Origin of the sequence: Amycolatopsis sp. NPDC089917, assembly GCF_040684635.1 — a bacterium.
GTDB lineage: Bacteria > Actinomycetota > Actinomycetes > Mycobacteriales > Pseudonocardiaceae > Amycolatopsis.
This window is the reverse complement of sequence record NZ_JBFBGL010000013.1, coordinates 134,577-146,285: the sequence shown is the minus strand read 5'-3', so window position 1 is coordinate 146,285 and position 11,709 is coordinate 134,577. Positions and strand designations below refer to the sequence as shown.

The 11,709-nt window shown below is 68.8% G+C and carries 11 protein-coding genes; 8 read left to right on the top strand and 3 right to left on the bottom strand.

Translation table 11 applies throughout. The features are described from left to right. Positions 1-241 precede the first annotated feature (241 nt). Complete coding sequence (locus AB0N89_RS12770; protein WP_364203912.1) at positions 242-1,183, bottom strand: MerR family transcriptional regulator; 942 nt, start codon at positions 1,181-1,183, stop codon at positions 242-244. Between the two features lie 60 nt (positions 1,184-1,243). Here AB0N89_RS12770 and AB0N89_RS12765 point away from each other — a divergent pair, with 60 nt between their 5' ends. The 7 genes from AB0N89_RS12765 (at position 1,244) to AB0N89_RS12735 (ending at position 8,447) form a co-directional block, all read left to right on the top strand. Continuing rightward, positions 1,244-1,705, top strand: coding sequence for a DUF3180 domain-containing protein (locus AB0N89_RS12765; protein ID WP_364203910.1), 462 nt, complete (start codon positions 1,244-1,246; stop codon positions 1,703-1,705). 69 nt (positions 1,706-1,774) lie between these two features. Continuing rightward, the gene (locus AB0N89_RS12760; RefSeq protein ID WP_364203908.1) at positions 1,775-3,811 is read left to right on the top strand and encodes a DUF6779 domain-containing protein; all 2,037 of its coding nucleotides are present in this window, start codon (positions 1,775-1,777) and stop codon (positions 3,809-3,811) included. Between the two features lie 208 nt (positions 3,812-4,019). Continuing rightward, a complete protein-coding gene (locus tag AB0N89_RS12755; protein ID WP_364203906.1) occupies positions 4,020-5,189 on the top strand; it encodes a PrsW family intramembrane metalloprotease in 1,170 nt (389 codons plus the stop codon). Between the two features lie 147 nt (positions 5,190-5,336). Then, the gene (locus AB0N89_RS12750) at positions 5,337-6,251 is read left to right on the top strand and encodes a DUF2520 domain-containing protein (RefSeq protein ID WP_364203904.1); all 915 of its coding nucleotides are present in this window, start codon (positions 5,337-5,339) and stop codon (positions 6,249-6,251) included. Next, complete coding sequence (panC, locus tag AB0N89_RS12745; protein WP_364203902.1) at positions 6,248-7,156, top strand: pantoate--beta-alanine ligase; 909 nt, start codon at positions 6,248-6,250, stop codon at positions 7,154-7,156. Before AB0N89_RS12750 ends, panC begins: the two co-directional genes overlap by 4 nt. A 12-nt stretch (positions 7,157-7,168) precedes the next feature. Next, on the top strand, positions 7,169-7,663 hold the full coding sequence (gene panD, locus AB0N89_RS12740) for an aspartate 1-decarboxylase (protein WP_007028536.1): 495 nt from the start codon (positions 7,169-7,171) through the stop codon (positions 7,661-7,663). Between the two features lie 4 nt (positions 7,664-7,667). Next, complete coding sequence (locus AB0N89_RS12735) at positions 7,668-8,447, top strand: type III pantothenate kinase (RefSeq protein WP_364203900.1); 780 nt, start codon at positions 7,668-7,670, stop codon at positions 8,445-8,447. A gap of 61 nt (positions 8,448-8,508) precedes the next feature. Here AB0N89_RS12735 and AB0N89_RS12730 read toward each other — a convergent pair whose 3' ends face one another. Then, a complete protein-coding gene (locus tag AB0N89_RS12730; protein WP_364203898.1) occupies positions 8,509-9,270 on the bottom strand; it encodes a class I SAM-dependent methyltransferase in 762 nt (253 codons plus the stop codon). Then, positions 9,267-10,040: a class I SAM-dependent methyltransferase gene (locus AB0N89_RS12725; RefSeq protein ID WP_364203896.1), complete on the bottom strand. Its 774-nt coding sequence runs from the start codon at positions 10,038-10,040 to the stop codon at positions 9,267-9,269. Before AB0N89_RS12725 ends, AB0N89_RS12730 begins: the two co-directional genes overlap by 4 nt. Positions 10,041-10,135: 95 nt before the next feature. Here AB0N89_RS12725 and lysS point away from each other — a divergent pair, with 95 nt between their 5' ends. Then, positions 10,136-11,647: a lysine--tRNA ligase gene (gene lysS / locus AB0N89_RS12720; RefSeq protein ID WP_364203894.1), complete on the top strand. Its 1,512-nt coding sequence runs from the start codon at positions 10,136-10,138 to the stop codon at positions 11,645-11,647. Positions 11,648-11,709 lie beyond the last annotated feature (62 nt).

The window sequence follows — 11,709 nt, the reverse complement described above, 5'->3', positions numbered from 1 at the left end:
AAGGCAGTGGCTTTCTGAGTCACCACGCGACCAAGACCGGACCCTAACCACTCACACGAGCAGCACAACCACCCTGACACTGAGTGGCTTTCGCGACATGGCGTGGCGGCCGACCAGGCAGGGCGACGGTGCCCAGGGGTCGTGAGTGGCAAGTCGTGTTCTAACCCTCTTTGCCACTCACGACCACCCCGGCCCACCCGCCGTAAATGCATAAGCCCCGGGCGATAGCAAAGGTCCCTTGCTATCCGAGAGCGGAGCGCAGGGCGGCGATGATCCATTCCGCCTGCGGCATCTGCGTGGGGAACGACGGCCAGCCGTTCATCTTCCCCAGCAGCATCCAGTACCGCTCGGCCTTCGGGTCGTAGCTGATCACCATCCCGTCGGTCAGCCGCTTCCGCCAGGCCGGGTCGGCCGGGTCACGCCCGTTCCGCGAAGACTGCGTGAAGATCGTCTCCGCCAGGTCCCGGCCTTCGGGCGAGTCCGGCGCGAGGCCTGCTTCGAGTGCTTCGGCCGCCTTCGCGCTCCACGCCATCCACAGCTCCTGCTGCTTCTGGCCGAAGTCCGCCCCGTCCTGCTTCCGGAGCTGCGAGTGCCACTCGCTCATCCGGCGGATCGACGCGCGGAACTCCTCGTCCTGCACGAGTTCGGCGAACTCGATCCACGCCTCCAGCTGCTCGGGCGTCGGGTCGTCGGGCAGTTCCGGTTTCGCCGAGATCATCCGCTCGTAGAACTGCGGATCCAGTTCGAGCCCTTCGACCATGTCCGCCCAGAACTCGTCGAGCAAGCGTTTGCGGTCCTCGTCCGACATCGACGCGAGTTTGTTCATCAGTTCGACCTCCTCCAGTGGTGAGTCCCGTTTGGCCACCGCTCGCAGGACCGCGCGGCGCAGTTCCAGCCGCCGGATCTGCTCGTCCAGGGCGGCGACGTGCTGGACCGCGAGGTCCCCGATGGTCGCTTCCCTGGTCAGCGCCCGCTCCACGTCCGCGAGCCCCAGCCCGAGCTCCCGCAGTGTCCGGACCAGCTCCAGCCGCGCCATCGCGGTGGCGTCGTAGAGGCGGTAGCCGGAATCGGTGCGGTCGGTCGGCGGCAGGAGCCCTTCGTCGGAGTAGAAGCGGATGGTCTTCACCGGCAGGCCGGTTCGTTTGGCCAGCTCCCCGATGGTGAAGACCGCTGCGGTGCCCATGTACTTCATCGTCGACTCTCCAGTTGGTGGAGAGTCAAGCCTGCCAGGTAGCGTTGGACCATGCACTTCACCCGGCCACGTGAGCTGGCGGTGGCCGGCCTCCTGGGCTTGGTCCTGGCCTATCTCGTCTTCCAGGTCGCCTACGGATCCATCCCCGCGCTCCCGCTCTTCGCCGGGATCACGTTGCTCGTCCTCGCGCTCTGCGAGGCCGTGCTCGCCTTCATCATCCGTTCGCGGATCAAGGAGGGCCGGGTGCTGTCCGCGATCTCGGTCGCCCGATCGGTGGCACTGGCGAAGGCCTCTTCGCTCGCCGGATCCGCCATGACGGGGGTCTGGGTGGCGGCGTTCGCGTATCTTTTTCCGCGACGTGACGAACTCCTCGCGGCGGCCGGCGATCTCCGTTCGGCGACGGTCGGGATCGTCAGTTCGGTGGCGCTGGTAGCTGCGGCTTTGTGGCTCGAACACTGCTGCCGGACCCCCGAGGGCAGTGATCGGGACCGCGATCGGAAGCCGACCGGTTAACGCTCGAGAGGCACCGCTCGAAGTACCGACTAGGTCTCGTTCGGATTACTAGAAGGTACGGTGTTGGGCATGACCGGGGTGGGTGACGACTCGCGCGGCCGCCTTGCGGGTAGGCCGTGGCTTGTCGTCGGCTTGGTTCTCGCCGTCGGCGCGACTCTCGCATTGGTGCTTTCCGACGATCTCCGCTACTTGCGGCTGGGTATCGTCGCGGCGCTGTGGGCCGCCTTGATCGGTGCGTTCCTGGCCGTCCGCTACCGGAAGCACGTGTCCCACAGCGAGGACGCCGTCGCCGAGGCACAGGCCGTCTACGAGCTGGAACTGGAACGCGAGATCGCCGCCCGCCGCGAGTTCGAGCTGGAGATGGAAGCGGAGAACCGGCAAGCCGCCGAGACTCGCTCCCACGACGAGCTCGAAGCGCTCAGAGCCGAGGTGAGCGCCTTGCGCGAAAGCCTCCAGTCGCTCTTCGGCGGCGAGGTTCTCCTCGAACGCGTCGCGCTCACCGCGCAGGCCACCCGGATGCGGTCCCTCGACAACAAGCAGCTGATGAGCGCGGGGGCCGAGAACGGCAACGGCAAACCCCAGCTGATGGCGGCCAAGAGCACCACGATCGACGTCGACGAGCGTGAACGCGAACGCGAGCGCCCGACCGAGATGATCGACCGCGTCCTCGAACCCGCGGCCGCCCGCGCCGGCACCCCGCCCGCGGCCCGCCGCAAACCGGCGAACGGTCAGGTCAACGGCACGAACGGTTACGGCCAGAGCAATCAGGTCCAGCGGCCGAAACCGGCCGACGAATCGACTCGCCGCAGTATGCGCAAGGCGGACGCCCGCGCCTCGAAGGCGGCCGAAGCCCTCGCCGCCGAGGCCGCCCGTCGCGAGCGGCTCGAAATGTCCAACCCCGGTATGTCGCCCGCCGAGATCTCGCGGCCGATGCCGAGGGTCGACGCCCCGCGCAAGACCCCGCCGCCGGTGACCCCGGCCGAGGTGTCCCGCCCGTCCATGCCGGGCGTCTCGCGCGCCGAGGTCTCGCAGCCGTCGATACCCACCATCGCCCGGCAGCCCAAACGTCCTGAAACACAGCGCCCCGAACCGCCGCGTCCGGAGCCCCAGCGCGCCGAGCAGCCTCGCCGCCCGCAGCAGTCTTCGCTGCAGCAGCGGCTCGACGCGGGCACCGTGCAGCGTCCGCCCGCCGCGCGGCCGGAGGAGCCGACCCGCGCGCAGACGCCGCCGGTGAAGCCCGCAGCGCAGGCGAAGCCGGTCAAGAAGGTCGAGCCGGACCGTCCCCGCCCGAACCGCGAGCTCGGCCTGACCAGGCCGGGCATGAAGCCCGCCGAGCGATCCCGTCCCGCCGGTGGCGCGCCGGCGCCCGCGAACAAGCCCCCCGCGCAGGAGCCGATGGAGGCCACCGGCGAGTGGAAGCCGTCGTGGACGCAGGAACGCCCGGTCTCCGATCTGAGCGCCGCGTTCCCCCGGAAGGACGACTTCCAGGACCGGCTGCGTCCCGCGCCGCCCCAGCCCAAGCCCCAGCAGTCGGCTTCCATGCCGAGGCCGGAACCGCGACCCGAACCGCGTCGCGACCCGGAGCCGCCGACCCCGCCGTCGATCCCGATGGTGTCCGAGCCCGCTCGCCGTCCCGAGCCCGTGCGTCCGCCGGAGCCCGAACCGGTGCGCCGTCCGGCCGCCGAGGCGCCGTCGCGGCACGGTTCGCCCGCCGAGGAACCGCCCGCGGTCAACCCGACGCTGCCCGAAGAGATCCGCATGACGCAGAACGGTGGCGGACGCCGTCGCCGCGCGTCGGAGGACTCCTCGGTCTCGCTCACCCCGGCCCCGAGCGCCCCGGAGCCCACCGGAGGCGGCCGTCGCCGCCGTCCGGACGGCGAGCCCCCTGCCTGGCAGGGCAACGCCGAGTCTTCGGGTGGCCGCCACGGCGGCCGCCGGGCGAAGCCGGAGGAGGACGAGGCGCCGTCGCGCAACGGGTCTTCGCACAGCCGTCCGGAGACGCCCGCGGCCGGTTCGCACGCCTCCGGCCGGTCGGTGATGGACCTGCTCGCCGCCAACGGCGCGAACGAGTCCACCCCGCGGCGCAGGCGGCGTGCCGAAGACTGAGGCTGTGTCCGATTAGGTGAACCCGCGACCGCGATCGACGTCGGCAGGGCGCTCGTTCGGTGATTCAGTCGCCTTTTCGAGGCTGGGCGCCCTGCCACCGCGATGGCGGGGCCTGCGGCCGGGCGGGTTCACACGTGTGGCCGGTACTGCTCCGAACTTCAGCTCCACGTCCCGCTCCTGTTCCGTACCGACGGTAGGGTGACCCGCTGTGAGCGAGCCTTCCTCCCCGGCGCCCGGCCCAGACCGGGTTCGCCGGTCCCGGTCGATCACCGTGCTGCTGCCGGTGCTCGGGCTGATCGCCGTCGCGCTCTGCGGGCTGTTCGTCTTCGGCACGGTCACCGAGAAGGTCGGCCTGCCCGCGGTGACGATCGGCGTGCTCGCGGCGCTCGTCCCGGTCGCCGTCGTGGTCACCGCGTTCCTGTGGGTCGATCGCTGGGAACCGGAACCGCCGAAGCTCCTGCTGCTGTCCTTCGTCTGGGGCGCGTGCGTGGCGACGATCATCGCGCTGCTGCTCAACAGCGGCGCCGAAGCCGTCGGTGACCTGCTGCTCGGCAGCGGCGGAGGCGGCAAGATCAGCGGCCTGATCTCCGCGCCGCTGGTCGAGGAGGCCGCGAAGGCCGCGTTCATCCTGCTGCTGTGGTGGCGCCGCCCGAGCGAGTTCGACGGCGTCGTGGACGGCATCGTCTACGCCGGGTTCACCGCCGCGGGCTTCGCCTTCACCGAGAACATCTATTACTTCGGCCGTGCCTTCGCCGAGCACGGTTTCGGCGACGGCACGAGCGCGGGTGTGCTCGCGGCGTTCTTCCTCCGCGGCGTGCTCTCCCCGTTCACGCATCCGTTGTTCGCCGTGATGACCGGGATCGGGCTCGGTGTCGCCGCGAGCACCAAGGTCCGCTCGCTGCGGGTCCTGGCGCCGATCGGCGGCTACATCGTCGCCGTGCTGCTCCACGCGCTGTGGAACGGCGCCGCGCTGCTCGGCGGCGCCAAGACCTTCCTGAACGTCTACTTCCTGATCATGGTGCCGCTGTTCATCGGGGTCTTCTCGGTGGTGGTCATGCAGCGGCGCCGCGAGCAGCGGGTCGTCGCCGCAGCGTTGCCGATGATGGTCGACGCACGCTGGATCGCCCCGTCCGAGGTCGCGCTGCTGGCCAGCCTGTCCGGACGTCGTTCGTGGCGGAAACAGGCACGGAAACAGTCGGGCAGGGAAGCGGCGAAGGCCGTCGGCCGATACCAGGCCAGCGTGACCGAGCTCGCGTTCCTCCGGCGCGGCCGGAAGCTCACCGACGAGGCGAAACAGCGGCAGCGTGAACTGCTGCAGGTGCTCAAGACGTCGCGCGCCGAGGCCGTGCGGCTGGCCGACGGTGCGCCACGCGGGTGACCACTGTCAGGTGAAGCTGGTCACGAGGGCCGTTTCAGACGCGCGCCGGAGGGTTACCCTCGCGCCGTCGTCTGGTACCCGCGACCGCCGAGCGGGACTGGAACGAGTTGAGGAGTTTTCGACCATGAGCGTCCACTGGCGCACGCCATGATGAGGCCCGCTCGCCTGGCCGTCGGCGTCGTTTCCGCCGGCCGGGTCGGCAGCGTCGTCGGCGCGGCCCTCACCAGGGCCGGGCATACGGTAGTCGCGGCTTCGGGCCTTTCCAGCGCTTCGGTGCGCCGGGCGGAGCAACTGCTCCCCGACGTCCCCCTCCTGCCGCCCGACGAGGTCGCCCGCCGTGCGGATCTCGTCCTGCTGGCCCTGCCCGACGACGCGCTCGCCGGGATGGTGCGCGGGTTCGTCGCCACCGGTTCGCTGCGCCCGGGACAGATCGTCGTGCACACCTCCGGGGCACACGGCATCGACGTCCTCGCGCCCGCCGCCGAGGCCGGGGCGCTGCCGCTGGCCCTGCACCCCGTGATGACCTTCACCGGGCGTGCCGAAGACCTCGACAGGCTCTCCGCGTGCAGCGTCGGCGTGACCGCGGCGGAGGGTGACGAAGCGGCGTGGAACGTCGGTGAAGCCCTGACCGTGGAGATGGGCGCGGAGCCCGTCCGGGTCCCTGACGAGGCGCGAGCGCTCTATCACGCCGCGTTGGCGCACGGCGCGAACCACCTGATGACGCTGGTCGCCGACTGCGCGGAACTGTTGCGGGAGGCGGGAATCGCCCAGCCCGAACGCGTGGTGGCTCCGTTGTTGTCGGCGGCGTTGGATAATGTTCTGCGACACGGGGACCGGGCGCTCACCGGGCCGGTGGCCCGTGGTGATCTCGGCACCGTGCGCAAGCACCTCACGGTGCTGGCCGAACGTGGCCCCGACATCGTCCCGAGCTATCGCGCGCTGGCCAAGCGCACGCTGGCGCGCGGCGACGCCGCCGGGCTCTTGGACTCCTCGGCCGCCGCCGAGCTCAACGACCTCCTCAGTGACCCCGCAGATCCCGCCGAAGGGCAGCAAAAGCAGTGACGACACCGAAATTCGCCCGAGGCACGCTGCACACCTTCCAGCCGCCGGAGCAGGTCAGCCAGGTGACGCGCGCCCTGCACGGGGTCGGCCGCAAGGTCGCGCTGGTGCCCACGATGGGCGCCCTGCACGCGGGGCACCGCGAGCTGATCCGCCGCGCGAAGCGGCTTCCGAACACGGTCGTCGCGACGTCGATCTTCGTGAACCCCTTGCAGTTCGGGGAGGGCGAGGACTTCGAGGCGTACCCGCGTCCGCTGGACAAGGACCTCGAAGTGCTGAAGGAGGACGGCGTCGAACTGGGCTTCCTGCCCAAGGCGTCGGACCTGTATCCCGAGGGCGCCACCGTCACGGTGCACCCGGGCGAGCTCGGCGACGAGCTCGAAGGAGCGGTGCGGCCGGTGCATTTCGCCGGTGTGCTCACCGTGGTGGCGAAACTGTTCAACATCGTGCGGCCGGACTACGCCTTCTTCGGGGAGAAGGACTACCAGCAGCTGGTGCTGATCAAGAAGATGGTGCGTGACCTGAACTTCGACACCCGCGTCATCGGGGTGCCGACGGTCAGGGAACGCGACGGGCTGGCGTTGTCCTCGCGCAACGTCTACCTGACCCCTGAACAGCGCGAGGACGCGATCGTGTTGTCGGCGGCACTCACCGCGGGTGCCTTCGTCGGGCGCGACGGCGCGGAAGCCGTGCTGGCGGCCGCCAGGCAGACCCTCTCCGCGCGTCCCGCGGTCGAGGTCGATTATCTGGAATTGAGGGGAACCGACCTCGGGCCCGCGCCCGTCGACGGTGAGGCGCGATTGTTGATCGCGGCCCGGGTGGGGAGTACCCGGCTGATCGACAACGTCCCGGTGGCGCTCGGCGTCGCCGCGGACCATCCGGAACACGCGCTGGACGCAGGGGAATAGGGAGAGTCCACGATGTACCGCACCATGCTGAAATCGAAGATTCACAGGGCGACGGTCACCCAGGCCGATCTCCACTACGTCGGTTCGGTGACCGTCGACGAAGACCTGATGGACGCGGCGGATCTGCTGCCGGGCGAACAGGTGTCCATTGTGGACGTCACCAACGGCGCGCGGCTCGAAACCTACGTGATCGCGGGCGAACGCGGCAGCGGGGTGCTCGGCATCAACGGCGCCGCGGCGCATCTGGTGCACCCCGGCGACCTGGTGATCCTGATTTCGTACGCGCAGATGGAGAACGCCGAGGCGGCCGCGTTCCGCCCGCGGGTCGTCTTCGTCGACGCGGACAACCGGATCGTCGAGAAGGGCGCCAACCCCGGCCACGCGCCGGAGGGCTCCGGCCTGATGAGCGGCACCGTGACGCTGGCCGACGACGACACGATGACCTTCCCGGTCGCCGAAACCGCCGACGCCCGCCGTCTCGACGCGCTGCTGCACGCCGAAAGCTGAGTCGTTGCTGCTCACTGTCGACGTCGGCAACACCAATATCGTTCTCGGTCTGTATTCCGGCCACGACCTGGTCGGTGACTGGCGGATGCGCACCGACGCGCGGATCACCGCTGACGAGCTCGCGCTCACCATGCGCGGACTCCTCGGCCCGCACGCCGACGCGGTCACCGGGATCAGCGCGCTTTCGACGGTCCCGGCCGTGCTTCGGGAGCTTCGAGTCATGCTTTCGCGGTACTACGGCAAAGTGCCGAAGATCGTCGTCGAGCCGGGCGTGCGCACCGGGGTGCCGCTCCTGGTCGACAACCCCAAGGAGGTGGGCGCGGACAGGCTGGTGAACACCCTGGCCGCGCACCATCTGCACCCCTCCACCGCCTGTGTGGTGGTGGACTTCGGCACTTCGACCAATGTGGACGCCATCTCCGCCAAGGGCGAGTTCCTCGGCGGCGCGTTCGCGCCCGGTATCGAGATCTCGGTCGACGCCCTGGCCGCTCGGGCCGCGGCGCTGCGCAAGGTGGAACTGGCGCCGCCGCGGTCGGTGATCGGGAAGAACACCGTGGAATGCCTGCAATCCGGCATCCTCTACGGGTTCGCCGGCCAGGTCGACGGCCTGGTGAAGCGGATCAAACGCGAACTCTCCCCGGGCGGGACCGAGCCGGTCGCGGTGATCGCGACCGGCGGCCTGGCGCCGCTGGTGCTGGAGGAATCGGAGACCATCACCGAGCACGCGCCGGATCTGACCCTGCTGGGCCTGCGGCTGGTCTACGAACGAAACCACCGCGTTTAGTCCTCTGGATGCGGTCCTTGGGGCGTGCGACCGACGCATTCAGCGGACTGAACGCGAGGCGTCAGCGGCGGGCGGCGACCATCAGCACCCGGCGTGTCATCAGGTCCTGATTCCGCAGCGTCTGTTCGAAGCTTTCGCACAGCCTGTCCGGATCATCACCCGTTTCGGCCGCCAGATCCGCCACACGCTCCAAAGACAGCTCCATGGTCCGCCGCTGCCGATCCCGCCAATCCGGCGTCACCTCGTAGGAGAGGACGTCGAATCCGGCGGCCTCCAGGAGCGGTCGGTGATCGCCGACCTGCGGCGGCCGGCCGACCGGCTGCCCGTCGAAGTCCCAGGTCGTGACGAGCAGCCGTCCGCCGGGGGCCAGGATCCGGGCGAACTCCGCGCAGGCGCGCTGTTTGCCGGGGGCGAAGAGCAGCGCGTCGATGCTCATCACCGCCTCGAAGGAAGCGTCTTCCAGTCCGGTGTCCTCGAAACTGCCGACGCGGAATTCCGCCGGCTCGACGTCCATGCTCTCCGCGCGACGCCGAGCCGACGTCAGCGCGGTCTCGGCGATGTCGACGCCGGTGAGCCTCGCGCGGGTGTGCGCGCCGACCCACAGCCCGGGCCCGCCCCTGCCGCAGCCGATGTCGGCCAGGCGCCCGCCCGGCGCGAGCCGTGCCTCCCGGGCGATGCGGTGCAGGTCGGACCGGGTCACGAAGCTGTAAGTATCCAGTTCGGCCGGGTACTCGTCGCCGTACACCTCGGCCCAGATCCGCGCGGACACCGCGGACGCGGGCGCGCCGAACGTGGCGGTGAAGGCGGACTTCCAGTCGGTCAACGTTTGGCCGCCCGGAAGACCGTGGTGGTGATCGGCAGGTCGAATTCCCCCGAGGCGGTTTCCGGGTTCCGATCGAGGAATTCCCGGGCCGTGCGCAGTTTGGCTTCGCGTTCCTCCGCCGTGGCCACCAGCATGTGGGAATGCGTGGCGAGAGTCGCCACCAGGGTTTCCGCCGTCCTGGGTTGTTTGTGGCCGAAAGTCTTCTTCTCGAACGGTTCGAAAGCCTCGTGTTCCGGCAGCGATTCGTAGTCGCTGAGCCAGCGCCTGCTCATCGAGGTCTTGATCAGCGCGTTCAACTCGGCCAGCCAGCCGGCCGACTCGTCGTCGTGGTTCCACAGCGCGGCAACGACTCCGCCCGGTTTCAGCACCCTGGCCATCTCCGGATAGGCACGGTCGAGGTCGAACCAGTGGAAGGCCTGGCCCACAACCACGACGTCCACGGATTCGTCGGGCAGCGGGATCCCCTCGGCCGTCCCGATGAGCGGGGTGACGGCGGGAAGGGCCTTGGTGAGTTCTTCGAGCATTTGGGCGTCCGGTTCGACGGCGGTGACCGCGACGCCCAGTGCGAGCAGGCCCTCGCTGACCTTGCCGGTTCCCGCGGCGAGGTCGAGGACCCGTTCCGGTGTTCCCTTCCCGCCGGTCAGCGCCCAGGCCAGTGCCTTTTCCGGATAGTCGGGCCGGTGCTCGGCATAGGCGGCGGCCTCCGCACCGAACGAGGCGGCGCGGCGTGCGTGCAGTTCGGGTTCGATGCCGGGAGTGGATGAGTTCACGCGATCCAGGTTAATGGAGAGAAAACCTGTCGGCCCGGATGCGGAAAAGGTAATCCGGTTGGCGTAGGGAACCGGCGGGTTCGTACGCTGTGCGCATGACTGAAATCCCCGCATCCGAGGGCGTGAGCCCCGACGAAGACCTGCCGGAACAGATGCGGGTGCGCCGGGACAAGCGCGACCGGATAATCGCGGAGGGTGTCGATCCGTATCCGGTCGAGGTGCCCCGGACGCACACGCTGGCCGAAGTGCGCGCGAAGCATTCCGGTCTTCCTGCCGACACCGCCACCGGCGAGATCGTCGGCGTCACCGGCCGTGTCATGTTCATGCGCAATACCGGCAAACTGTGTTTCGCGAGTCTCCGTGAAGGCGACGGCACCGAGTTGCAGGCGATGATCAGCCTCGCGAAGGTGGGCGAGGACGCGCTCGCGGCGTGGAAGTCCGATGTCGATCTCGGTGATCACGTATTCGTCCAGGGCGAGGTCATCACCTCCAAGCGCGGTGAGCTTTCCGTGATGGCCGACTCCTGGCGGATCGCGTCGAAAGCATTGCGCCCGTTGCCCGTGGCGCACAAAGAGCTGGCCGAGGAAACGCGGATCCGGCAGCGTTATGTCGACCTGATCGTGCGTCCCAAGGCCCAGGACGTGGTCCGTACCCGGGCCGGAGTGCTGCGTTCCCTGCGTGACTCGTTTCACGGCCGCGGATTCCTCGAGGTCGAGACCCCGATGCTGCAAACGCTGCACGGCGGCGCCGCGGCGCGCCCATTCGTCACACATTCGAATGCCTTCGACCTCGATCTGTACTTGAGGATCGCTCCGGAGCTCTACCTCAAGCGTTGCGTGGTCGGCGGTATCGAGAAGGTCTTCGAGATCAACCGGAACTTCCGGAACGAGGGCAGCGACTCGTCCCACTCGCCCGAGTTCGCCATGCTGGAGTACTACGAAGCGTATGCGACCTATGACTCCAACGCGGTGATGACGCGGCAGCTCATCCAGGAGGCGGCGCAGAACGTACTCGGTACTCAGGTGGTCACTCTCGCCGACGGTTCGGAGTACGACCTGTCCGGCGAGTGGACCACGCTCGGAATGTACGAGTCGTTGTCCGAGGCGTTGTCGGAAGAGGTCACTCCCGAGACATCGGTGGACAAGCTCCGTTCCTATGCCGATGCGCGAGAGCTGGAGCTCGACCCAAAGTTAGGCCACGGCAAAATCATCGAAGAACTTTGGGAACATCTCGTCGGCGATCATCTCCACGAACCTACTTTTGTCCGTGATTTTCCGGTCGAGACATCCCCGCTGACCAGGCAACATCGCAGTAAGCCAGGGGTGGCCGAGAAGTGGGATCTGTACGTGCGCGGATTCGAACTGGCCACCGGATACTCCGAGCTGGTCGATCCCGTGGTAGAGCGTCAGCGTCTGGTGGAACAGGCTCGGCTGGGTGCGCAGGGTGATAGTGAGGCCATGAACCTCGATGAGGATTTCCTCCGTGCCCTGGAGTACGGAATGCCCCCGAGCGGTGGTGTCGGAATGGGGATCGACCGGTTGCTGATGGCGCTGACCGGCCTTGGTATCCGGGAGACCATCCTGTTCCCGCTCGTCCGACCGGAATAACCCGTCCGCGTGACAGAGATACCTCGATCGTTCTCGTAAACAAGATTTGCGTTATGTCTCGG

Coding starts and splice junctions, on each gene's coding strand:
- AB0N89_RS12770 (WP_364203912.1), bottom strand. CDS start 1,183: ATGGGCACCGCAGCGGTCTTCACCATCGGGGAGCTGGCCAAACGAACC.
- AB0N89_RS12765 (WP_364203910.1), top strand. CDS start 1,244: ATGCACTTCACCCGGCCACGTGAGCTGGCGGTGGCCGGCCTCCTGGGC.
- AB0N89_RS12760 (WP_364203908.1), top strand. CDS start 1,775: ATGACCGGGGTGGGTGACGACTCGCGCGGCCGCCTTGCGGGTAGGCCG.
- AB0N89_RS12750 (WP_364203904.1), top strand. CDS start 5,337: ATGATGAGGCCCGCTCGCCTGGCCGTCGGCGTCGTTTCCGCCGGCCGG.
- panD (WP_007028536.1), top strand. CDS start 7,169: ATGTACCGCACCATGCTGAAATCGAAGATTCACAGGGCGACGGTCACC.
- lysS (WP_364203894.1), top strand. CDS start 10,136: ATGACTGAAATCCCCGCATCCGAGGGCGTGAGCCCCGACGAAGACCTG.